Genomic DNA, 24282 nt, shown 5'->3' on the forward strand with positions numbered 1-24282 from the left:
AAAATTAAGCATATTGTGCCGTCAAACAACCAATAACAAAGATGCATCGGATAGAAAATTTTAAATCGATAATTGACCGTTACGAGATTATATTTTTTGATGCCTTTGGCGTGCTTAAAACCCACAGCGGCCTTGTGCCGGGTATAGAACGTACATTCGAATACTTAAAAGCACAAAATAAAGAATACTATATTGTTACTAATGATGCCTCGCGCAGCCCGGAGCAATTGGCACAATCATACCACGATAAAGGCCTGTACGCCGTTACATCCGACAGGATCATATCATCGGGCCAGTTAACTAAAGAATACCTTGAACTTAAAGTGAACGATGGCTACGTTGCCTACCTGGGTACCGAAGAATCTGCACATTATATTGAAAGCGCCGGCCTCAAAACCCTGCCGGTGAGGGATGTTACTAATACCAACATAGATAAGGTAAATGCCCTAATATTTATGGATGACGAAGGTTTTAACTGGTTTGAAGATCTGAATAAAACCGTAAACCTGTTGCGTAAACGCACCATACCCGCTATTGTTGCCAATACTGATTATGCTTACCCCGTATCTAAAACCGATGTTGGTATAGCTATTGGCGGGCTCGCGCAGATGATAGAAACTATTGTGGGCAAAAAATTTATCCGCTTTGGTAAGCCCGATTCGCAAATGTTTATGTTTGCTTACGATCTCATCCGCGAGTACCGCAGCATAAGCAAAAAGCAGATTGTAATGGTAGGCGATACCTTACAAACAGATATAATAGGCGGCAATAAATTTGGGTTGGATACCGTACTTGTATTAACAGGGAACACCCAGGCCAGCGATTACGAGAACCGCGTACAGGCCACGGGCATTGTACCTACTTATATTTGCGATAGCGCGGTATTGGGGCCCGATGCATTAGCTTTATAAACTGATAAATGCTTTTTTAAGATCTACACTTATGAAAAAAGTTTTAAATGTACTGATGACGGTTTTGCTGATGCAGGCGATGCCGGTATTAGGTCAGCAAAAAACATTTACTAATCCTTTAAAGCCTTCGGGGCCCGATCCATGGGTGATATATAGAAACGGGTATTACTATTACACTAATTCATCGCAGGATAGCCTAATACTATGGAAAACCAGGAGCATGGCCGATCTGAGATCTGCCGAAAAGAAAACGGTTTGGAAACCACCCGTTGGCACACTTTATTCAAAAGAGCTTTGGGCGCCCGAACTGCATTTTTTAAATGGCAAATGGTATATGTATTTTGCGGCTGATGATGGCGATAATAACCATCACCGCATGTATGTACTAGAAAATGCATCTGCCGACCCGCTTAAGGGAGAGTGGACATTCAAAGGCAAAGTAGGTGACGATACCGATAAATGGGCTATAGATGGCTCTATATTTACGCATAAAGGCCAGCTTTATATGATATGGGCAGGGTGGGAAGGCGACTATAACGGCCAGCAGGATATTTACATTGCCAAACTGAAGAACCCATGGACGATAGAAGGAAAGCGCGCCAGGATCTCGAGCCCGTTATTTGATTGGGAGAAATATGGCGACCTGGGTAAAAATAGCAATCCGCCTCATGTTAATGTAAACGAAGGCCCAGAGGTACTCAAGCATGGCAACAAGTTGTTCCTTATTTATTCGGCAAGTGGTTGCTGGACAGATTTTTACGCGCTTGGAATGCTCACCGCGTCGGCCAATAGCGATTTGATGGACGTGCGGTCATGGAAAAAATCTGCGAAACCTGTTTTCCAAAGTTCTGTTAAAAATGGTGTGTATGCACCGGGCCATAACTCGTTCTTTAAATCGCCGGATGGTACCGAGGACTGGATAATATACCACGCTAACTCAAAACCCGGGCAGGGATGCGGGAATTTCCGCTCGCCAAGGATGCAAAAGTTTACATGGAACAAAGATGGTTCGCCAAATTTTGGTGTGCCTGTTAAAGAAGGCGCCGTATTGGCCATCCCATCACAAAACAAAAAATAAAACCAATAATTATAAACATTATGCGAAATACATTTAATAAACCAACTTTGGCGCTTGCCCTTGCCGGGAGCATGTTATTTGCTGCCTGCGATCAATCTGCTAAAAAAACAACATCAACCATGACCGACAGTACCACATCTACACCTAAATTACCATCCGCATCTGCTTTCGAGAAGACCATAAACGGTAAGCAAACCCACCTGTACATCCTAAAAAATAAAAATGGGGTAGAAGCTGCTGTTACAAACTATGGGGGCCGCATTGTAAGCTTATTAGTACCGGATAAAGATGGTAAAATGACTGACGTGGTATTAGGCTTTGAGAACGTAGATGGCTTTATAAACTCAAAAGAACCATATTACGGCGCAACAATTGGCCGTTATGGCAACCGCATTGCCAAAGGCAAGTTTAAGCTTGATGGTAAGGAATATACATTAGCTACAAATAATGGCCCCAATACATTGCATGGCGGCCACCCGGGTTTCCAGGAAGTGGTTTGGGATGCTAAGCAAACAGACAGTGCTACATTAGAGTTAAGCTACCTTGCAAAAGATATGGAAGGCGGTTTCCCCGGTAACCTTAACGTTAAAGTTACTTACCAGATAACTGATGATAATGCCATGAAGGTGAGCTACTCGGCCACTACAGATAAAAATACGGTAGTGAACTTAACCAATCACGCTTTCTTTAACCTGAATGGCGAAGGCAGCGGTACTATTTTAGACCACACAGTTCAAATAGCTGCTGATAATTATACACCGGTAGACGGCACCCTTATCCCAACGGGTAAAATAGAGGCGGTTGCCGGCACACCTTTCGATTTTACAAAAGCCACCAAAATAGGTGAGCGCATTAATACCGAAAATGAACAGTTAAAAGATGGCAAGGGTTACGATCATAACTTTGTTTTGAGTAAACACGATATTACTACACCAATAGCAACCGTTGTTGGCGATAAAAGCGGCATTAAAATGGAGGTGTTTACAGAAGAGCCTGCACTGCAATTTTACAGCGGCAACTTCATGCAAAGCCAAAACGTGATGAAAGGCGGCAAAAAAGACGACTTCCGCACCTCGTTCGCTTTAGAAACTCAGCATTATCCGGATTCGCCAAACCAGCCTACCTTTCCCTCAACGGAGTTGAAACCGGGGCAGACTTATAAAACCCAGTCAATTTATAAATTCTCGGTTGTAAAATAGACCGTCAAAGAGGCGCTGCAAAGCGCCTCTTTCGCGTTTAAATAACCACGGGCGAAAGGTGAAAGTTAGGCTACTTCTTATACGCCTTTAACAGTTCTTCAACCAAGATCCCGTTGATAGTCATTCCTTTGATGTCGCAATCGCTTATTGCTACATTGGTTAAATTACAGTTGGTAATAGTACTTCCTTCTAAAAAACAATTCTCAAACCTTAAAGGGCGTTGTTTGGCTTTAGGGTCATGATGGGGGTGCCCCGCCGGCGGCAAACCAATATCATGTATATAAGCGCCACCTAACTGCGCTTCGCTTATCTCCAGGTCGCTTAAATTTGCGTCAGATATTTTAGCGTTTGTTACAGATACGTCGTTCATGGTCAGTCCATTCAGGCAAGCCATCCGTATGGTGGAGTTTTCTAACATTGCCTCGTAAACGTTTAGCTGTTTTTGGCAGTTTATAATTTCTACTAATTCCATGGCGTTGATTTATGATTGTCAATACAAAGTTCGCGAAGCAGGTGGCTATAAGTGAGGTGTTATCGCGGCGTATTTGGGGCGTTTTGCGACCTTTTAGGATCCATTAGTATGTTAACGATATTAGTCGTTCTGTAACCGATATATTATAAACAATTAAATTAAAGAGTTGGTGACACAACTGTGTCAGTATATTTAAGTCTAATTATTTGTTTATGAATAATTTACAAATTAACACCCTGGTTGTGTAAACGTGAACGTGAACATTTTACGTCATTTTTAAGTCTGTTATTCGCCCCAGGCTGTAATAACTAACCTGCGTGTGCCGCCATGGTTGCGGTGCTCACATAAATAGATGCCCTGCCAGGTACCCAGGGCCAGCCTGCCGTTTCTTATGGGTATCTGCACCGAGCATCCAAGCATAGCGGCTTTTAAATGCGCCGGCATATCGTCGGGGCCTTCATCATCGTGGCGGTAGTCGGGATCGTTCTCAGGCACCGCTTTGTTAAAATACATTTCAAAATCCTGCCTTACGGTAGGGTCGGCATTTTCGTTAATACTCAACGATGCCGAAGTATGCTGAATGAACACCTGGCACATACCGGCTTTAAGCTGGGAAAGTTCTGGTATGGCGTTTAAAACTTCATAGGTGATGATGTGGAAACCCCGGCGTTTTTGAGGTATATCCAGTGTTTGCTGAAACATTTTCATAAGAAGCAATAATATAACTAATTATACAACCCGAGGAGCAACAAGTTCTTGCAACAAGGCTTTTTAGTACTACATATGTAGTATTTTGATATAAAAATGCAGTATATCGGTTCAATGTGAAGTATCTTTCAATATAAAAACGGATATGAAGCGTTTCCCCCTAATCATTATCTTCCTTGTTTTTTGCACGATGGCTGCATCGGCACAAAGCATCCGCCAGTTGCTCGATTCGGCACGGCATAACAAGCAAAAAGATTTTTCAAAAGTTATAGCATTCTCCACCAAAGCATATGATAAAGCTAAAGCCGAAAAGCAAATTAAACTTGAAGCCGAGAGCGCGTTTTTACGCGGCATGGGTAATTACCTTTCGGGTAAATATGATGATTGCCTGCGCTGGTATTTCGAGTCGGAACGCTTATATACTACCTTAAAAGATACTGCGGGATTGGCGGAATTATATTCGGACATGACCATCTTTTACCTGCGCGTAAAAAAGTTTAAAGAGGCTGATGAGGTAAGTAAAAAAGCCATACAATACACCAAAACCACCGGCGATAAAAAAATGCTGCCCACCGCGGTGAATAACCGTGGACTCATGTTTTTAGATGATAATAAACTGGATAGCGCCATTGCTTATTTTAACGAAAGCTATAGGCTTTATAAGAATATTAACGATAAGGTTGGCATGTCGTACGCGCTTGATTACAAGGCGTCGGCACTGTCAGGTAAAAACGAGTTGGACGCAGCGTTAAAGGCATTGGAAGAAAGTAAGCAACTGAGGGCCGGCGTGGGGGATAAAATAGGCGAGGTGCTGGCCATAACCAACATGGGCGAAATTTATCTTAAACAAAACCGCTTTAAAGAAGCCACACAAAATTTTTTGCAAACCATAAAAGATGCCAAAGCTTTAAAATACGTAGAACTGGAACTTTACGGCTACGAAATTTTAGGGCAAACCTACGCCGCCCAGGGTATGTTTGACAAAGCCTACGCTTACCAGAAGCAATATCTGGAGCTAAAAGATAAAGCGATGGATGCCAAGCACAATAAAGATATTGAGGAGCTGCAAACCAAGTATCAAAGCGAAAAGAAGGAACAGCAAAACAAACTGCTTACCGCGCAGTATAAAGAACAAAAAGCCGAGTTAAGCCGTAACCAGATAGGTATATATGCGCTTATAGCCACAATTTTATTGCTGGCAGTTATATTTTATTTAGTTTATAACCGGTACCGACTTAAAGAACAGGCGCGTTTTCGCGAAGCGATGCTTGAAGAGGAACACCTGCGTACCCAGGCTATTATGGATGCCGAAGAAAACGAACGTCAGCGCCTTGCCCGCGAACTTCATGATGGTATTGGCCAGCTTTTGTGCAGCGCACGCCGCCAGCTGGAGTTTTCGCAGTTAGATACGAGCCCAGAGGATGATGGCGGGGCTGCCCTGCAAATGCTGGATGATTCTATAAAAGAAGTGCGCGACCTCTCGCACAGTATGATGCCGCCATATATTCTGAATAAAAACCTGAGAGAGGCTATAGAAGAATTTATTGGCCGGCTAAATAACAAGCACCTGGTGAATATCAATACAGAATGGGTGAATGCCGACGCTATTGATATTGATAAAACCACTACACTAATGATATACCGTAGTGTGCAGGAAATTATCTCTAATGTGTTTAAGCATGCCAAAGCAAAAAACATCCATATTGAGCTGGTAAACCACGATACCGAACTTACCTTAATGATTGTTGACGACGGGGTAGGCTTTGATAAAGATAAGCTGTTTAAAACCAGTAAAGGCCTGGGCCTGAAAAACATTGAATCGCGCATAGCCTACATTGGCGGATCTTTGGACATCGACACAAAGCCGGGCAAAGGTGTAACCTACATAATTGAGTTGCCTATATTAAGCGCTGCCTCATAATACTTTTGTAACTTATTGAATGATAAGGTATCTAAGTAGTATGACAAAGAAAGAAACATTTAGTATAGATGGCAAGGACCTTGTAAATAAAATAAAGGAGCTTATTGAAGAAGGCAATATTAACCGCATTACAATAAGCGACAAGCATGGCAAGGAGTTAATGAGTTTCCCGCTGAATGTTGGTTTGTTTGCGGTTGTTATTGCACCTGTGCTGGCAGCGGTTGGCGCTATGGCCATATTTGTTGGCGAATGCAGCCTTACGGTTGAAAGGGATGTAGATGAAGAAGAGATTAAATAACACATTGTTAATGATTATTTAAACTGATAATTGCTTTATTCGCATTAAGTATTGGGGCAGAAATTTAAAATATCTGAAACAACTTTTTAAAGCATTTGTCATAACAATATAATCTTAAAGCAATATGGTAATCTTAAAAGTGGGTACAGAAAACGAACCGGAAAAACATGTTGAAATTGTGAGCGAAAGAGGTGTTTGGGGTAGTGGGGCATATAAAATATTTGCCGCGAAATTCCTGAGCAGGTTATCGCACAAGGATGTTCCAAATGAGCCAACTGACAGTAACGACCCTAATTTTTTAGGCGAGATCAGCATAGACCAGGAAGAAGAAAAATGGGAGTACAAAGGCACTAAGTTAAAGATCCCTGAACTTAAAAAAATTGTTGACTTTATTTTTGACTACAAAGCGCCCGACGCGGTGTATTAGCAGTTAATTAGCAGATATATAGCGGGCATCTATTACGATTTTTCGTATGGTAGATGCCCGCTTTTTTTACATCCAGACAAAAGGATCGCCGCAATTAATATGTGTGATCTTAACACCGCTTAGCTTGGGCTGCAGCCATTCTACAAGATAATCCATACCGGGGTCTTCACTAAAATTATGGCCCAGTATGATCAACGCTATTTTTGAGCCCAGCAATCTCGCGTCGCGGATGTATTCGGCGGTTTCCCATTCAGATAGCTCGCCCACAATTAATACATCCGGTTTATCGCGTTCGGCAAAATCAACCTGCATTTTACCCCCGGGTGCCCCGGGCAAATAAGTAATACGGCTGCAAGGCTGTTTCAGATCGCCAATAACGCGCAAATGCGCAATACTCAATGACGTTTTAACATGCTGTACTAAGGCCCCTAAATTTGTTGGAGGGATTGAAAGGGTAGGGCTATCACCTTTAAAGTAGGGCAGCCAGTTTAATTTTTTTATAGAGCCATACTCAACAGCGTCGGGCTTTAAACGGTGGATGTAATCATGAAAGCGCCAAACAGTTATATTGTATTTTTTTAGCAATGCCTGTTTTTGTTGTACTACGCTATTATTATTCACCCAGTTAGGGTCGTCTGAATGATTGTAAAAGGTAGGCTCGTGTGCTATAATGAAGTTGGCGCCAAGTTTTGCCGCCTGTTTTATCACATCAATCGTAGCAAACATAGTAGTGACTATCCCGGTAACTATGGCATCGCCGCTTCCGGATTTTAATGTATCCACTGTGTTTGGAACAGGCGAAAAGCCGCCCTCTTTCAATATCAGATCTATAACCTGCTGCACGGTATACCGGGCCGCCAATACATTGCCTGCAAACGCCGGGCTTACATATGTTAATGCCAGCCCACCGGCGCAAATGGCCGATGTGCTGATGAACCTTCTACGGGTTATAGAGTTGCTCGCGGGCTTTTTCATGATGATGGATTTTTATATTGCAATATATCAAATATGCCTTATTAGTTTATATTTGTTAAACTACAACCTTATACCATGTCGCAATCAAATATCAAAACACCGGGTGTTTATATCAACGAGTTAAATGCCTTTCCAAATTCTGTTGTACCTGTAGCTACCGCTGTTCCTGCATTAATTGGTTACACACCGCAAGCTATGTACGAGGGGAAATCATACACCAATGTTCCGGTAAAAATAACCTCTTTTGCAGAGTTTAAGGCGTTTTACTGCCTGCCGGACCCGCCCGCGCCGTCCAGTCCTGCAAAGCAATATAGCTCTCAATATTACCTTGTTCCGCAAAAAAGCCAGCCGCAAACCGGCGATTATATGCTCATAAACGGTATTTTTTACAGTATCGAACCCGATCCAAATACCGTTTACTACCTATACAATAGCGTAAGGTTATTCTATGAAAATGGGGGTGGTGATGCTTATATTGTTTCGGTTGGTGGTTATGGGGCACCATCGGGGACTTCTAAACCTGTTGGCGGCCAAATTATAAACCCCAATGTACAATTAAGCGACTTACTGGGCGGTCTTCAATTATTGCAAAACGAGCAGGAACCTACTATGTACATATGCCCGGATGCTACCCTGTTATCAATAGATGATAATGGCAAACTAATGCAGGCAATGATGAGTCAAAACGCGGATATGCAAACAGCAATATCTGTTTTTGACATTATCGGTGGCCGCAACCCCGATCCTGTTTTGTACACTAACGACATTCAAACTTTTAGAAACAACACAGGCCAGATTGGTTTAAGCTATGGCACGGCCTACTATCCGTTCTTGGGTACAACTGTTGTTCAGCCTAATGAGATAGATTACACCAACCTTTTTGGAGGCGATGTTAAACAACTTATACCTATATTATGCCCTCCAAATAACCCCGATCAGTCGACATTAACTGTATTAAATCATATCATATCACCCGGTAATAACCCATTATCCGTATCGCAGTATAATAACGCATTACTTATTTCAAGTAAGTTATATAACGTTATCATGAAGCATGTACTTGCCGATGTAAATATTTTACCGCCAAGCGGTGCTATGGCCGGAGTGATAACTGTTACAGACAACAATGTAGGCCCTTGGGAAGCACCCGCCAACACAAGTATTGTTGGGGCGGCATCTTTGCCGATCAGGTTGTCCGACACACAGCAGGCAAACTTGAATGTGGATGCCATTTCAGGTAAATCCATTAATGCCATCAGGTTTTTTAAAGGGATTGGTATTTTGGTTTGGGGCGCGCGTACTTTAGATGGCAACAGCCAGGATTGGAGATACATATCTGTAAGGCGAACAATGATCTTTTTAGAGCAATCGTGCAAACTGGCGGCACAGGCCTATGTTTTTCAGCCGAATGATAAAAATACCTGGGAAGCAGTTAAAGCTATGATAAGCAGCTTTTTAACAAGCATCTGGAAACAAGGTGGTTTACAGGGCGCGTCGGCATCAGATGCATTTTCTGTTGAATGCGGCCTGGGCACTACCATGACGGGTGATGATATCCTAAATGGCTTTATGAATGTTATGATTAAAGTTGCAGTGGTGCGCCCTGCAGAATATATAGTGTTAACATTTCAACAACAAATGGCCATATCAAGTTAGTGGCCTGTATTTTGCGGATAAATATTTATGGAAGATGCAATCAATGTTTTAACAATAACAGGCCCGCAAGATGGTAACAACCTTTCTGTAGCGGGGGGCATATACCGTATATTAATTAGCGGTAAGCAAACCAATGGCGAATATGCCATGATAGAAATGTCGGTACCCGCGGGTGGTGGGCCGGGCCCGCATGCGCATGCCAATTTTCAGGAATCATTTTATGTAATAGAAGGTGAGGTGGAAGTTAAAACCGAAGAAAAAACTTTTACTGCTACCAAAGGCGCGTTTGTGAACATCCCGTTAGGCGGCATGGTGCATTGCTTTAAAAATAAATCGGGTAACCTGGCTAAATTGCTTTGCACCGTTGTGCCTGCCGGGCTCGAAGAAATGTTTCTTGAACTGGGCAAGCCTGTAAAAACGGGTGAATTTATTCCGCCACAACCCATGGACGAGGAAACTTTAAAACAGTTTACCGCCATTGCCGAAAAACATGGACAAAAGCTGTATCCGCCCGATTATTTAGGGTAGAATTATTTGACGTCTTATTAATGTTACTTTATTTCAACAACTTTAAAATCCTCGAAGGTGACATCAAAATGCTGTTTACCCGGCGCTGCAGCCACCATACCTATCATCGCCTTTACATTGGGAGGGAAGTAGGCGAGGCGTAGCATATCAAATTTTACACCATCAAACGAATACTTTATCTCTACATAATCGCCTTTGCGCAGTAATTTTAACCATACAGATTTAGGGCTGTCGTGTCTTGGCACTACTGACCAGTCTGAAACTTCACGGGTAACAACCGCGCTCACGTTTTGCACCCCATTAACATATTCAATACCTGTTTTAATCCAGTTTTTTTCATCTGTTCGTACCATTAAGCCTGCCTGGTGAAAAAGCTCATGGTATTGCCCGCTAATTTTTACACTTGCTTCAAAGTTGCCTGCCTGTTCTGTATAAAAGAAAGGGCCATTATCTCTTTTAAAGCCGTAGTGCGTCACCTGCCAGTAATCTGTACCGGGGTCAACGGTCATTTTTAGGGTGTTACCTTCAACGATCGATTTTACGGGTTTACTATACCACTTCATAGCGGTTAATGATTGTGAAAAAGCAACTGAGCAAAAAAGAGAGAATGCAATTATGAGGGAATATACTTTCATAGTCAAAGGTATAAAATTATAAATAATATGGTGTTCTATCCCAATTGTCATCCCAAAATGATCTTTTAAAATAACAGAACGAACGTTCCGTTATTGATATATATTTGCGGAACGATTATTCCAATTAACAAAATTAATCGCTCACAAAAATGAAAAAGTTAGAAAACAAAGTAGCAGTAGTAACCGGGGCCTCTAAAGGTATTGGCGCAGGTATAGCAAAAAGCCTTGCGGCAGAGGGCGCATCGGTAGTAGTAAATTACTCATCATCAAAAGAAGGTGCCGATAAAGTTGTTGACGAGATTGTAGCAGCTGGTGGTAAAGCCATCGCGCTTAAAGCAAGCGTTTCCATCAAAGACGAGGTAACCCGTTTGTTTGAAGAAACCACAAAAGTGTTTGGCCCAATAGATATACTGGTAAACAATGCCGGTGTTTACGAATTTGGCCAGATAGACCAGATCAACGAAGATCATTTCCACAAACAGTTTGATACCAACGTACTGGGTTTATTGTTAACCACACAAGCCGCGGTTGCAAACTTTAATACAAATGGCGGCAGTATTATAAATATCGGGTCGGTTGTAAGTGCTATCACTCCGGCAGGCAGTGCTGTTTACAGTGCGACTAAAGGTGCTGTAGATGCTATTACCCATGTTTTGGCTAAAGAGCTTGGCGCTAAAAACATCAGGGTAAACTCTATTAACCCGGGTATGGTAGAAACCGAAGGTACACATGCCGCCGGTTTTATTGGCAGCGATTTCCACCACGAAGCGGTAAAAACCACGCCACTGGGCCGTATTGGTCAGCCGGAAGATATCGCTTTAATAGCTGTTTTCCTGGCCTCAGAAGATTCGCGCTGGTTAACAAACGAAACCCTGCTTGCAGGTGGTGGTGTAAGATAATAAGCGTTTTAAATAAGTATTTTAAAATGAATAGCTTTGCTTAATATTAAGCAAGGCTATTTCTGTTATGGCAAGAACGAAAGATTTTGATGAAGATGAGGTGCTTAAAAAGGCTGTTGACCTTTTTTGGCTGAAGGGGTACAATGCTACATCTATGCAGGACCTGGTAGACGGGTTGGGCATTAGCCGGTCCAGCTTGTATGATACCTATGGCGATAAGCACTCTTTGTTTCTAAAGGCGCTGGAGAGCTACCAATGCACCAGTACCGCAAAATTTGTACAGATTATTGAAAGTGATAAACCGGCAAAGGAAACTATAAAAGCCTTGTTAAACTTTATTGCAGGTAACTTATTAAACGATAAAAGTCAGAAAGGCTGCTTTATGGTAAATGCCGAGGTTGAGGTAGCCTTGCACGACAAGGAAGTGAACGACATGATCCAGAAGAACGACGAAAACCTGGAAGACGCCTTTTTCCGGGTAATTAAAAAAGGGCAGGAGAGCGGCGAAATATCTAACCCGCAAAACGCCCGTGCCTTGGCGCGTTTCGTGTATAATACGGTAAAAGGCATCCAGGTAACCGCTAAATCAACCAATGACAGGGCTGTATTTGATGATATTATCAGTTCGGCGTTAATGGTGTTGGTATAGAGGAGGGAAATCAGGAAGCTTTCTTAAATTAATATACTCCTTATACGTGGGGTATAACTTCATTCACTTTACTTAAGTAACCTAAAAAAAAACATCGGTAAAGCTATTATTGGGGCGCCATCACTGCTTATGCCTACTTAGTGTATCGAAATTGATGTTGCTATTTGTAATTTGAAAAATACTTTGTAATTATGCCTTACCAATTTTTCAAACCATTTACCGTCCATTTTATGCTTCCAGATAAGGAATATCAAATGTGGCCCGATGCGGAACTTTTAGAACTGCTAAGGCATGACGACCGTAAGGCGTTTGAAACTCTGTATCATAAATATTCGGGCAAGGCATACCATGTTGCCTACAATCTTTTTAGGGACAGCGACGTTTGTGAAGACCTTGTTCAGGAATTGTTTATTGACCTTTGGGCAAAGCGTAACTCCTTACGTATTACATCGCTGGAGTGGTATTTAAAAGTTGCTATAAAAAACCGTGTGTTAATGTACATCCGCACACAAAAGGCCACGCTTGATCTGTCTGCTATTGCTACGCTTACCCAAAAGTATAGTACCGATAGTAAATTAATACAAAACGATATTAGCCATTTACTTGAGGAGGGGGTAGAGCGCCTGCCCGAGAAATGCCGTCAGATCTTTACCCTTAGCCGTAAAGAATATCTTTCTAATAAGGAGATAGCTTCGCGTTTAAATATTTCTACCAAAACGGTTGAGAACCAAATTACCATTGCCCTACGCTACCTACGCGTTAGTTTAAATGATTATTTGCCTTTAGTGGTTGCAGCCATATTAACCTATTATTTTTAATATATTTCCTGTTTAAATTAACAGCAAGTAAGTAAGGCATAAGCAAAGTGAAAGCCGGGATATATGAGAGGTAATTTGCTATTGCAAGTGGCCCTTTAATTGAGTTGGGAAGCAAATTCAGAAACGCCCCCAGGCAACAAAAAAACACATATACATAAGTACTTGGTTTTGATAAGTGATTTACAATACGTAAAGCAAGTATAAAAGCGGCTGTGCTTAAATAAATCAGTAATACCTCTATCATGCGTATTACTAAAAACACTTCGGAAACCGTTTTGAGCCATCCGGGTTTGGCAGGCGCCCCGGGTACCGAATAGGTAGAAAATACATGTGTAAGGAAATAACCCCAATAAGCCATATTGGCTATAAATAGCGGTAAAGCAACACTAATCATAATAGTGCCATATCCTGCCAAAGTTTTCCCCGGTGTATTTGCCAACAAAGCATTCAGGCGCAAAAAGCCAATTGTTACCATTGTTCCGCTAATGATAAGGATGCTATAGCGAACAATTTGTTCTAAAGCTAAATTCGCCCATGCAGCAGGTGTTTCAGGTGGAGGACCCATGCCACCAAAAATGGCGATCAACATCCATGGAATTATAAAAAACCAGGTAATATTCGTAAACACGTGATCTTTATTCGTTAACTGATCCGTTGCAATAGTCATCATTATTCCGTTCAAAAACCAGATCGGCAAGTATATTTTAAAACTTACATGCCCAACAATAAAAGCAAGTGCTGTGACCATTACCGGAACCAGTAATAGGTAAATAATACAAACTTGTTTTATAAATGATTTCAGCGGGTTATTTTTTTTCTAATTTAAGCAAAGGTCTCAATTTCACAATAGCCTTTTGTCAGCATATTTAACACAAAAAAATATTATAATTATTTTCATTTTGCTTAGGGGGTAGCCTGGGTAATTGCATCTTACACATATAAACCATGAGAAAGTTTACTTTTCTGAGAAAAAAGATCCAGGCTAAAGACCGTGCTTTGCAGGAAAAACTTGTGACCAGATATTTTGACGATGTTCAGCTTGGCAACGAGCCCGCAGCCGGCAAAGGCACAGGTTTTAACAGCGAGGAAGTATATAACCGCATCATTAGTAACATTGATGCTATGCCGGTTAAACGCGCGGGCAGTGGTAAAAAATGGATGGTTGCCGCGTCGTTATTCGCAGTGGCTTCACTCTCGGTATTGTTTTTTGAATATCGCCTGCAAATACTTGATGTGGTTTCGCCCATTGCACAAAAGCAATTTACCGCGGCAAATGGCCAGGTAGCCAGTTTAACACTGCAAGACGGCACCAAAATTTGGCTGAATGGCGGTAGTAAGTTAACCTATCCGGCAGAGTTTCGCGGCAGCACAAGAGAGATCGCTTTAACAGGTGAGGCTTTTCTTGAAGTAGAGCACGATGCCAAAAAAGCCTTCATTGTACATACAGGCAGTATTAAAACACAGGTATTGGGTACCAGTTTTAATGTGAAGGCCTATCCCGAAGATGCTTTTGTAAAAGTTGCTGTTACTACCGGTAAGGTTGGTGTTGTAGCTACCGGCAAGGCGGGTGTTATACAACCATTAGCTAAAACAGTATTTCTTACACCTGCGCAAGAAGTAGTAATGAATAAAAAAGACCTCAGCGCTGTTACCACTAAGAGTGTTGATGTGGAAAACATTACCGGATGGAAAAACGGTGATTTTATTGTAAAGAACATGCCTTTGCCCGAAGTGCTTAATGCTATCTACCACCGTTACAACGTAACAGTTAAAGCCGATGCTAACCTTGTTAAATGCTCAATATCAGCCAATTTTACCAACGTGTCATTACAAAACATCATCAAGATTATATCTAAGCTGGTGAGGGGTAAGGCAACGGCAGACGGACCGGGATACCGGCTAAAAGGTAAAGGCTGCTAATTTTAAAAGAAGAATAAAAACCAATTATAATAAAAAGATAAAACCAATTATCAGTTCACCTAAATTAAACTAAATGATAACATAAATACATAAAAAAACCCTGGTCAATAGGTATTGAAACAGGGTTATTAAAAATGCCGGGTTAATACTAAGTGTACGTTCCAGAGGTCCAATTCAGAGAACAATGCACTTGAATTTCAAACACTTTAATTTATTCAAATCTATGAATATATCTCTATTTTCAAATGGAGTAGTTCGTTATGTATTAATATTAATGAAATTTACCTCGCTCGCCTGCTTCGTTGTTTGTTTAATGTGCTTTACCGCAGTTGCAAACAATTCTTACGGCCAAAAATTTTTAGAGCAACAGGTAACGCTTAAGCTTAAAAACTTAAAGCTTACCGACGCGCTCGATAAAATTGCTGCCGATAAACAAGTAAAATTTGCCTATGCAGATAATTTGCTGAAGCCTTCATTCAAGGTAGATATAAACGTAACTAACAAGAGTATCAAAGCGGTGCTCGACGAGGTTTTAACTCCATATAACCTTGGTTACAAAATAATTGACGATGTTGTTGTTATAAGCGACAGGGTAGAAAATGCAACTACTATCACGGGCAATAATAAGGAAGCTGTAACAGCTGTAAAAATTACCGGTAAGGTATTAGATGATACCAACCAGCCGTTGCCGGGTGTAAGCGTAAAGCTTAAAGGTACCAACCTGGGCACCGTTACCGATGTTGGTGGTAACTTTGTTTTAGATGTACCCAATGCAGAGGGTACACTGGTATTCAGCTTTATTGGTTTTACTACCAAAGAAGTTCCGTTTAGCGGGCAAACTTCTATAGGGAACATACAGCTGGTAGCAGCACAAAGCTCGTTAAGCGAAGTTGTGGTAGTAGGTTACGGCACACAAAAACGTGTAAACGTAATTGGCGCGGTAGATCAGGTAACTTCAAAGGCTATTGAAGGCAAACCGGCGGTTAACCTTACACAAGCCCTACAGGGAACGTCTCCAAACTTAACCATACAGCAAAGAAGCAACGAGCCGGGCGCCATACAAACCATTAACATTCGTGGTGTTGGTACTTTTAACGATACCAATCCGCTGTTGGTTATTGATGGTATTACCAGCGATAACGTAGGCGATTTAAATTTGCTTAACCCAAATGATATAGAAAGCGTTTCGGTTTTAAAAGACGCCGGTAGCGCCGCTATATATGGTTCGCGTTCGGCAAATGGCGTGTTACTTGTTACCACTAAAAAGGGCAGCAAAAACTCTGCTGCTACTTTAAGTTATAACGGCCAGGCGGGCATCCAGGTGCCGCGTGTTGGTTATAAGCCTGTACACTCTTACGAGAATGCGATACTACGTAACGAGGCTGTTGTAAATGCTGGTTTAACACCTATTTATTCTCCGGCCCAGATCCGCCAGTTTCAAAATGAAGGAGACCACAAATGGTTTCTTGACGAGATCCTGCAAAATGCTGTTCAGCAAAACCATAACTTAAGCTTATCTGGTGGTAATGCTACTTCATCATATTTGGTATCGGCCGGTGTGCTCGATCAGCGTAATAACCTGGTTGGCCCTAATTATGGTTTACGCAGGTATAATTACCGTATGAACCTAAGCACCGAGTTTGGTAAAGTGAAATTAACCAGTTTGTTATCATACTCGCGCACCGAGATTAAGGAGCACTCTTTTAATACAGGTACGTTAATAGTTGATGCGGGCCGTACCCCAACTTATTATCCTATTAAAGATGATAAGGGCAACTATCTTACCAATGATGTGTTGGCGGAGTTTAACCCACTTGGTATACTTGAAAAAGGCGGTTACCGCAAACGCGATAACGACAACGTTTTTGGTAATTTAAATGCAGAGTTAAACATTACCAAGGATCTTAAACTGAAAGGTGTGTTTGGTGGTACTTTAACATCTAACCACATGTTTAACAGGGTTATGCAGGTTAATTTTATGCCTAAGGGTTCTTATGGATCTGACCGTAACACGTCTGACGAGAACGAAAAAACGCTGTTTACTAACGCTCAATTCCTGGCGCAATACACCAAAACCTTTGCAAAAAACCACAATGTTGATGTTTTGGTGGGTGTTGCAAATGAGTCTACCACGTTCCAGGGTAACTATTTAAGATTAAAATTTACCGACCCTGAATTGGGTACGCCTGTTACCGGTACCATAATAGAAACATCATCTAACGGTACAAACAGCAACACCAGGGAGAGAAGCTTAAACTCGGTATTTGGCCGCGCTTCTTATAACTTTAAAAACAAATATTATGGTGAGGCTAACTTCAGGATAGATGCTTCATCAAAATTCGCTAAAGTTAACCGCAATGCTTTCTTCCCGTCGTTAACCGCTGGTTATCGTTTAACCGAAGAGAGCTTTATGCAAAATTACCGCGATAGGTTTGGTGATGTAAAGCTGCGTGCATCTTATGGTATATTAGGTAACCAGAGCGTGCCTGATTACCAGTTCCTGGATAACTACCGTGTATCCGGCGATTACTATTCATTTAACGGGTTGCCGGTTAGTATCATTGATATTAAATTCGCTAACCCCGACATCAGGTGGGAGCGTGCTTCTACATTTAACGTAGGTGCCGAGCTTACCTTCCTGAAAAACAGCCTTAACGTAAGCCTGGATTACTTTAACAAAATAACCCGCGATATTTTACTGCCACCGGTAGTGCCTGGAGTTTGGGGAGCTGCCGCGAGTGATTACAACGCCGGCGAAGTACAAAACCGTGGTTGGGAACTTAACATTAACTACCGTTTAAAAACAGGCGCGTTTAACCACAGCTTTGCCTTTAACGTAGGTGATAACAAAAACAAGATCCTGAAGCTTGAGGGTGGTGATCAGCTAAGAAGCTACGATGAAATGCAGCTTTTAAATAAAGTTGGGTTGCCAATTGGTTCTTACGTAGCCTTAAAACGCGATGGCTATTTCCAAAACCTCGATGATGTAAATAACGGCCCGAAACCTGCCGGCCTAAATGTGCAGCCGGGCGATAACCGCTATGTAGATGTAAACAAAGACGGCGTAATTGACGATAACGATAAATTTGTTTATGGTAACGGTTTCCCTCGTTTAACGTTTGGTTTTACCTATAACTTAAATGTTAAGGGCTTTGATTTTAACTTGTTTTTACAAGGCGTAGGCAAACGTAATATGTTTGTAAGGGGCGAACAGGTAGAGCCTTTCCACGTAAACTACTCGCAGGTTATGTACCAGCATCAGTTAGATTACTGGACACCTCAAAACACCGACGCGCGTTACCCTCGCCTTGCGGCAAGTGGCAGCCAGTCTAACGAAAACAACTTCCGCAGAGGTTCTGATATGTACCTTTTTGATGGTAAATATCTTCGTGTTAAAAACGTACAGGTAGGTTATACCTTGCCGGTAGCGGTATCTAAAAAGGTAGGTATGAGGAAAGTAAGGGCATACCTTACCGGCCAAAACATACTCACTTTCTCACCAATGAAGTTTATCGATCCGGAATCTACCGAGTTAAATGGTAACGTAACCGCGGGCGGTGCAAACAGCGCGCGCTCTTATCCATTGCCGGTTTACTATGGTTTTGGTATTGATTTAACCCTTTAATCTGCAACTGAAATGAAAAAAAATATAATCTCCAAAATAGGTTTTGCAGTAATGCTGTTACTTTCGGTTTCGGCATGTAAAAAGTTGGATCTTTCTCCAACTGATGCATTTACCAATGAAACATACTGGACAACTACCGAGAAAGCGAACACGGTACTGAACAGGGCTTACCAGCAGATCTCAAACAGTGGCCTTTTCTTTTCACAAGAAGCACTTTCAGATAATGCTTACAACGGCCGTGGCGACAACAATGGCGCTGCATCAATAGCGGCAGGTACTTACGATCAGTCGTTAGGGCGCTTTAAATCAGAATGGTTTGACCATTACGCAGGTATTAAAACCTGTAACATTTTCTTAGAGAACGTTGATAAGGTTACCGCTATGGATGCCGGCCTTAAAGCGCGCATGAAAGCCGAAGCGAGGTTTTTACGCGCTTGGCACTACTTTTTGCTTGAAACATGGTGGGGCGATGTGCCTTTGGTACAAAAGGACCTGACCATAGATGAAGCCAAGGTGATAGCACGTACGCCAAAAGCCGAAGTGGTTACCTTTATTTTAAAGGAGCTGGATGAAGCGGCTGCCGATCTGCCAGTAAATACAAGCTTAGCCGCGGCCGACCGCGGACGTGTAACCAAAGGTACTGCCATTGCACTAAAGGCAAGGGTGTTGCTATACGATAGCCGTTGGGCCGAGGTGGTTACCGAGTGCGAGAAACTGATAGGTAATACCGCTAATGGTACCTATGCGTTGTTCAACTCATACGAGGGTTTATTTTTACCGCAAAATGAGTACAACAGCGAAGTTATGTTCGATCTGGAGTATTTGCCACCATCAGTGGGTAGCAGGTCATATTCAGATTTTAGGGATATGGCGCCAATATCTGTAGGCGGCAGGCTAAACGCCATTGCACCTACCCAGGAACTGGTAGACAGCTACTTAATGGCAAATGGTAAAAAAATAAGGGACAACGGCTCCGGCTATGACGAGAACAACCCTTACGTTGGCCGCGATCCGCGTTTAACCAACACCATTGTTTACCACTTGTACCAATGGAAAAACCGCGATAACAGCCTTAAAACCATTTATACAAAACCCGGTACCGATCCGGATCCATCTCATTTTGATGAATACTCGCCGGGCGCTACATCATCGCCAACCGGTTACTATACCCGCAAATACTTTGACCCAACATCAAACGTAGCCGATTTTGGCTCGGGCTTAAACCTGATACTGATCCGTTATGCCGATGTATTATTAATGTATGCTGAGGCTAAAAACGAATTGAACCAACTTGATGCCGCTACATGGGATAAAACCATCAGGGCCATTCGTGCGCGTGCAGGCTTTACCGCTGCCGATGCTTTAAACTTCCCGGCAACGGGCCAGGCATCGTTACGTACAACCATCCGCGATGAGCGCCGTGTTGAGTTAGCAATGGAGGGCTTGCGTGTGTTTGATATCCGCCGCTGGAAAATTGCCGAAACCGTATTAAATGGCTGGGCACATGGCGCCAAATTTGGCGCGCCGGGGGTTGATAACGGGTATATCCGTGCCAACCTGCGCACCTTTGATGCAAACAAAAATTACCTGTGGCCAATACCAAGAGACGAGAGGGCTATTAACCCTAACCTTACTCAAAACCCGGGCTGGTAATCAATAAATTTATTTATCGAAAAAATTATAATCAATTAAGATCATGAAAAATATTTTTTATAACCTGCTTGCAGGTATGGTAGCCCTGGTTGTTATAACCGGCTGCAAAAAGGATAAAACAATTGGCAACACAAATGTATCGGCAGTAAGTAACTTGTTTTTACCTGAAGATGGCAAGTATGTTAAAATTGCATCGGGTGCATCAGGTTCGGTAGCATTTGAGTGGGAGCAAGCCCGTGCAGAAGATAATGGTTTGGTTTTATATGAGGTTGCATTTGATAAAGAGGGCGGAGATTTTTCGAAGCCCCTTTATTCGGTGCCTTCTGATGGTAACGGTTTGTACAACAAGCTAACCGTAACCTTTAGCGACCTGAATAAGATTGCTACCCTTGCGGGCGTTAAACCACAGGAGTCTGGCAAAGTTATCTGGACAGTTATGTCGTCAAAAGGTATCAATGTAAAGCAATCTGGCCTTAAACGGGTTATTGAGATAGAGCGCCCTGCAGGTTTTACTGATATCCCAACCGAGTTGTTCCTTACAGGTACTGCTACCGAGGGTGGCGACGATCTGAGCAAAGCGCCAAAATTCAAACAAACCGCGCCGGGTAAATTTGAGATCTTTACTAAATTAAAAGCAGGTAGCTTCCATTTTGCCGACCGTGCAACAGGTACACCTGCAACTTATTCATACGATGGCACCAAATTAACTGAAGCCGGCAATACTGAATTTGCAGGTGCAGATAAAGTGGTAAGAATTGAAGTAGACTTTAACGTTGCTTCTTACAAAACAACCGAAGTTACCAATGTAGGTCTGTGGTTCTCTGCCGATAACAAGATTTGGTTCGACCTGAACTACACCAGCAACGGTACCTGGGAATCTGGCGTAAAACCAATTGTGTTCCACCAGGAATCATGGGGACGTGATGAGCGTTACAAGTTTAGGTTTACCTTTAAAAATGCTGATGGTACATCTACTACACAATGGTACGGCAGCACAAACTCTGATAACAGCGCGGCTAATTCGTCTACCCAGCCTCCGTATTTTTACGTAGTTCCGGTAAACAACTCTCAGTATGATTATACCTTTAAGTTTAATCACGATTTTGATAACAAATCGGCTAATATCAGATTGATGTTTAACGCTACAGTACCTGCTTACACACATACTGTAACAGCTAACTAATACTTATTTAATTGGATAGCGAAGCCAGCCACGGCGGCTTCGCTATCCTTAAATCATCAAACTTTAGTTTATGAACAGCATAACACAAAATATAAAAAGAGTGGCGCTGGCGGGGCTTATCCCTGTTATGCTTACATCTTGCTTAAAGGATAAACCTTTTCCGCTGTATGGCAATAAAGCTTCAGAAGTGATCAACTACACTTTCGCGGCAACTGCCGATACCCTGCAGGATAAAACCTACAGTACCTTCCTGTCATCAAACGGAAACTATTTTATCCAGAATAATGGCGGCAATACCAATTACAACTATTGGCCGCAGGCGCATACTATGGATGTATTTATTGACGCCTTTTTGCGTACTAAAAACGATATATACAAGCAACGTATTAAATCGTTACTAAACGGTACCAAAATAAGCAACGGCAATAAATTGCAGAACGAGTATTACGATGACATGGAGTGGCTGGCACTATCAACCCTGCGGGCTTACGAAGCTACAAACGATGCCGATTACCTTGCAGCGGCAACCACGCTTTGGACCGATATTAAAACCGGCGTTAACAGCAACCAGGGTGGTGGTATAGCCTGGCGGAAATCGCAGCTGGATTATAAGAACACCCCGGCAAATGCCCCGGCAATTATTTTTGCCGCGCGCCTTTACCGTTTACAAAAAAACGCTGCGGATCTTGACCTTGCCAAACAACTGTATACCTGGTTAAAAGGCACCCTGGTTGACCCGGCCACCGGCATTGTTTGGGACGGCATCAACGGCGACCACGACGGCCAGATCAGCAAAAATAAATTCACTTACAACCAGGGCACGTTTATTGGCGCAGCATTAGAGCTTTACAACGTAACCGGGGACGGTAATTATTTAAGTGATGCTGTACGCACTGCTAATGCTACTATCAAAGACCTTGATGTATCGCCTGCAGGCTTGCTTAGAAACGAAGGCCAGGGCGATGGTGGCTTGTTTAAAGGTATCCTGGTTAGGTATTTAACCTTGTTAACGCTTAAAGAAGATGTATCATCAACCGACCGCGATGCTTACGCTAAATTTTTAAAATACAATGCCGAAACCTTATTTGCAAAAGGTATCAGCAGGCCCGATTTTATGGTTAGTCCGGATTGGAAGACCAAACCCTCGGGTACAACAGACTTAACCACGCAAATAAGCGGGGTTACGACGATGGAGGCCGCAGCCACGTTAAAAGCAGCCGGCAAATTTTAAGCACTGAGAATTGGGTCTTCCGGGTTATATTTGGCCCGGAAGATTTTTTTATTTAGCTATTTTAAAACATGAAGAGAAGGCAATTTATTGGCAGCACCGGTGTATTAGGTGCAGGGGTATTAATGAGTAAATTTTCGTTTGCAGACGTTAAACCTGCATTCCCTGTTGTAAGGGTACCGGTATCGGCGCGTAAGTTTAAAAACGCATCGATAGAAAAGGCGATAACCGAATTTAAATCAAAAGTTAAAAATCCTGAACTGGGATGGCTTTTCGAAAACTGTTTCCCAAATACGCTGGATACCACAGTTACTTATAAAGTAGTTAATAACAAACCCGATACCTATGTAATTACAGGTGATATTGATGCCATGTGGCTGCGTGATAGCAGTGCGCAGGTTTGGCCCTATATTGCCTTCATAAATAAAGATGCTGAACTTAAAAAGCTGGTTGCAGGCGTTATAAACAGGCAGGTAACCTGTATTTTGCGCGACCCTTATGCAAATGCTTTTTACGATGATGCCAACAAGGTAGGAGAGTGGAAGGATGATGTTACCGATATGAAGCCTGGTTTACACGAACGCAAATGGGAAATAGATTCGCTTTGTTACCCTGTGCGTTTGGCTTATAAATACTGGAAACTTACCGGCGATACCTCACCCTTTGACGCCCAATGGAAAACAGCCATTCAAAGCATCCTTAAAACGTTTAAAGAACAGCAACGTAAGGATAATGACGGGCCTTACTCGTTTCAGCGTAAAACCGCGTGGGCTACAGATGGTGTGGCCATGAATGGTTACGGCTATCCGGTTAAACCAGTTGGTTTAATTTGCTCTGCCTTCCGCCCAAGCGATGATGCTACAATTTACTCTTACCTCGTACCATCAAACTTTTTCGCGGTTACCAGTTTAAAGCAGGCGTCGGAAATGGTAAAGGCTATTTCTAAAGACGACGCTTTATCTGCCGAATTACTTGCCCTGGCAAATGAAGTTGACGCTGCGCTGCAAAAACACGCCGTAATTGATCACCCGGATTATGGTAAGATCTACGCTTACGAAGTCAACGGTTTTGGTAGCTATAATTTAATGGATGATGCCAATGTGCCAAGCCTGCTGGGCATGCCATACCTGGATGCCGTTAAAAATACCGACCCGGTTTACATAAACACACGTAAAATGCTGTTATCGCTAAACAACCCGTTCTTTTTTAAAGGTACGGCAGGCGAGGGCATTGGCGGCCCGCATATTGGTAAAGATATGATATGGCCTATCAGTATTACAATAAGGGCGCTAACAAGCAACGATGATAACGAGATAAGGGAGTGTATTGAAATGCTGCGCAAAACACATGGAGGTACAGGTTTTATGCACGAATCGTTCCATAAAAACGACCCTACCAAGTTTACACGTAAGTGGTTTGCATGGGCAAATACCTTATTTGGTGAGTTGCTTTGGGAAACATATACACAAAAGCCACAACTATTAAGCTAATTTGTTAAA

General features: G+C 42.4%; 22 protein-coding genes. 17 read left to right on the forward strand and 5 right to left on the reverse strand.

What is annotated here, in order from left to right:
• The first annotated feature begins 41 nt into the window (after positions 1 to 41).
• Genes ACFQZI_RS20570 through ACFQZI_RS20580 form a run of 3 tightly spaced genes read left to right on the forward strand, consistent with a single transcriptional unit; the run spans position 42 to position 3188 of the window.
• Complete coding sequence (locus ACFQZI_RS20570) at positions 42 to 911, forward strand: HAD-IIA family hydrolase (protein WP_377145871.1); 870 nt, start codon at positions 42 to 44, stop codon at positions 909 to 911.
• A 31-nt stretch (positions 912 to 942) separates the two neighbouring features.
• A complete protein-coding gene (locus ACFQZI_RS20575; protein WP_377145872.1) occupies positions 943 to 1989 on the forward strand; it encodes a glycoside hydrolase family 43 protein in 1047 nt (348 codons plus the stop codon).
• 20 nt (positions 1990 to 2009) lie between these two features.
• Entirely contained in the window at positions 2010 to 3188 is a 1179-nt protein-coding gene (locus ACFQZI_RS20580) for an aldose epimerase family protein (protein WP_377145874.1), read from the forward strand.
• A gap of 70 nt (positions 3189 to 3258) precedes the next feature.
• Here the strand turns inward: ACFQZI_RS20580 and ACFQZI_RS20585 are convergent, their stop codons facing one another.
• Together ACFQZI_RS20585 and ACFQZI_RS20590 are read right to left on the reverse strand one after the other, a co-directional pair.
• Positions 3259 to 3660, reverse strand: coding sequence for a pentapeptide repeat-containing protein (locus ACFQZI_RS20585; protein ID WP_377145877.1), 402 nt, complete (start codon positions 3658 to 3660; stop codon positions 3259 to 3261).
• Positions 3661 to 3945: 285 nt separating this feature from the next.
• Positions 3946 to 4368, reverse strand: coding sequence for a secondary thiamine-phosphate synthase enzyme YjbQ (locus tag ACFQZI_RS20590; RefSeq protein ID WP_449288978.1), 423 nt, complete (start codon positions 4366 to 4368; stop codon positions 3946 to 3948).
• Positions 4369 to 4513: 145 nt separating this feature from the next.
• Between ACFQZI_RS20590 and ACFQZI_RS20595 the strand changes: the two genes are divergently transcribed.
• The 3 genes from ACFQZI_RS20595 to ACFQZI_RS20605 all read left to right on the forward strand — a co-directional run bounded on the left by ACFQZI_RS20595 (position 4514) and on the right by ACFQZI_RS20605 (position 7014).
• The gene (locus ACFQZI_RS20595) at positions 4514 to 6289 is read left to right on the forward strand and encodes a tetratricopeptide repeat-containing sensor histidine kinase (protein ID WP_377145881.1); all 1776 of its coding nucleotides are present in this window, start codon (positions 4514 to 4516) and stop codon (positions 6287 to 6289) included.
• 40 nt (positions 6290 to 6329) lie between these two features.
• Positions 6330 to 6587, forward strand: a complete 258-nt coding sequence (locus tag ACFQZI_RS20600; RefSeq protein WP_377145883.1) for a DUF4342 domain-containing protein — start codon at positions 6330 to 6332, stop codon at positions 6585 to 6587.
• Positions 6588 to 6711: 124 nt separating this feature from the next.
• Complete coding sequence (locus ACFQZI_RS20605) at positions 6712 to 7014, forward strand: hypothetical protein (RefSeq protein ID WP_377145885.1); 303 nt, start codon at positions 6712 to 6714, stop codon at positions 7012 to 7014.
• A gap of 66 nt (positions 7015 to 7080) precedes the next feature.
• On the opposite strand, the gene ACFQZI_RS20610 is transcribed toward ACFQZI_RS20605, so the two are convergent.
• On the reverse strand, positions 7081 to 7989 hold the full coding sequence (locus ACFQZI_RS20610; RefSeq protein ID WP_377145887.1) for a Nif3-like dinuclear metal center hexameric protein: 909 nt from the start codon (positions 7987 to 7989) through the stop codon (positions 7081 to 7083).
• Between the two features lie 75 nt (positions 7990 to 8064).
• On the opposite strand from ACFQZI_RS20610, the gene ACFQZI_RS20615 reads away from it, so the two are divergent.
• Positions 8065 to 9645, forward strand: a complete 1581-nt coding sequence (locus ACFQZI_RS20615; RefSeq protein WP_377145889.1) for a phage tail sheath family protein — start codon at positions 8065 to 8067, stop codon at positions 9643 to 9645.
• A 27-nt stretch (positions 9646 to 9672) separates the two neighbouring features.
• Positions 9673 to 10173, forward strand: coding sequence for a cupin domain-containing protein (locus tag ACFQZI_RS20620; protein ID WP_377145891.1), 501 nt, complete (start codon positions 9673 to 9675; stop codon positions 10171 to 10173).
• Positions 10174 to 10196: 23 nt separating this feature from the next.
• Here ACFQZI_RS20620 and ACFQZI_RS20625 read toward each other — a convergent pair whose 3' ends face one another.
• Positions 10197 to 10736, reverse strand: a complete 540-nt coding sequence (locus tag ACFQZI_RS20625; protein ID WP_377145893.1) for a DUF1349 domain-containing protein — start codon at positions 10734 to 10736, stop codon at positions 10197 to 10199.
• A 221-nt stretch (positions 10737 to 10957) separates the two neighbouring features.
• Between ACFQZI_RS20625 and ACFQZI_RS20630 the strand changes: the two genes are divergently transcribed.
• The 3 genes from ACFQZI_RS20630 to ACFQZI_RS20640 all read left to right on the forward strand — a co-directional run bounded on the left by ACFQZI_RS20630 (position 10958) and on the right by ACFQZI_RS20640 (position 13174).
• Entirely contained in the window at positions 10958 to 11707 is a 750-nt protein-coding gene (locus ACFQZI_RS20630) for an SDR family NAD(P)-dependent oxidoreductase (RefSeq protein ID WP_377145895.1), read from the forward strand.
• A 67-nt stretch (positions 11708 to 11774) separates the two neighbouring features.
• Positions 11775 to 12356: a TetR/AcrR family transcriptional regulator gene (locus ACFQZI_RS20635; protein ID WP_377145897.1), complete on the forward strand. Its 582-nt coding sequence runs from the start codon at positions 11775 to 11777 to the stop codon at positions 12354 to 12356.
• A gap of 230 nt (positions 12357 to 12586) precedes the next feature.
• A complete protein-coding gene (locus ACFQZI_RS20640; RefSeq protein WP_377145899.1) occupies positions 12587 to 13174 on the forward strand; it encodes an RNA polymerase sigma-70 factor in 588 nt (195 codons plus the stop codon).
• Here the strand turns inward: ACFQZI_RS20640 and ACFQZI_RS20645 are convergent.
• Positions 13116 to 13844, reverse strand: coding sequence for a hypothetical protein (locus ACFQZI_RS20645; RefSeq protein WP_377145901.1), 729 nt, complete (start codon positions 13842 to 13844; stop codon positions 13116 to 13118). The two genes, ACFQZI_RS20640 and ACFQZI_RS20645, sit on opposite strands and share 59 nt — an antisense overlap.
• Positions 13845 to 14119: 275 nt before the next feature.
• Here ACFQZI_RS20645 and ACFQZI_RS20650 point away from each other — a divergent pair, with 275 nt between their 5' ends.
• The 6 genes from ACFQZI_RS20650 (at position 14120) to ACFQZI_RS20675 (ending at position 24273) form a co-directional block, all read left to right on the forward strand.
• Positions 14120 to 15094 carry a FecR family protein gene (locus ACFQZI_RS20650; protein ID WP_377145903.1) on the forward strand — a complete coding sequence of 325 codons (975 nt, stop codon included), beginning with the start codon at positions 14120 to 14122 and terminating at the stop codon, positions 15092 to 15094.
• Between the two features lie 313 nt (positions 15095 to 15407).
• Positions 15408 to 18719, forward strand: a complete 3312-nt coding sequence (locus ACFQZI_RS20655; protein ID WP_377145905.1) for a TonB-dependent receptor — start codon at positions 15408 to 15410, stop codon at positions 18717 to 18719.
• A gap of 12 nt (positions 18720 to 18731) precedes the next feature.
• The gene (locus ACFQZI_RS20660) at positions 18732 to 20372 is read left to right on the forward strand and encodes a RagB/SusD family nutrient uptake outer membrane protein (RefSeq protein WP_377145907.1); all 1641 of its coding nucleotides are present in this window, start codon (positions 18732 to 18734) and stop codon (positions 20370 to 20372) included.
• A 43-nt stretch (positions 20373 to 20415) separates the two neighbouring features.
• On the forward strand, positions 20416 to 21555 hold the full coding sequence (locus ACFQZI_RS20665) for a SusE domain-containing protein (RefSeq protein WP_377145909.1): 1140 nt from the start codon (positions 20416 to 20418) through the stop codon (positions 21553 to 21555).
• 70 nt (positions 21556 to 21625) lie between these two features.
• Complete coding sequence (locus ACFQZI_RS20670; RefSeq protein WP_377145911.1) at positions 21626 to 22786, forward strand: glycoside hydrolase family 76 protein; 1161 nt, start codon at positions 21626 to 21628, stop codon at positions 22784 to 22786.
• A 68-nt stretch (positions 22787 to 22854) separates the two neighbouring features.
• Positions 22855 to 24273 (forward strand): glycoside hydrolase family 125 protein, encoded by a 1419-nt coding sequence (locus ACFQZI_RS20675; RefSeq protein ID WP_377145912.1) that lies wholly within the window; start codon positions 22855 to 22857, stop codon positions 24271 to 24273.
• Positions 24274 to 24282: the final 9 nt, after the last annotated feature.

This window comes from Mucilaginibacter lutimaris, assembly GCF_042676625.1.
In the GTDB taxonomy this organism is placed as follows: Bacteria; Bacteroidota; Bacteroidia; order Sphingobacteriales; family Sphingobacteriaceae; genus Mucilaginibacter; species Mucilaginibacter lutimaris.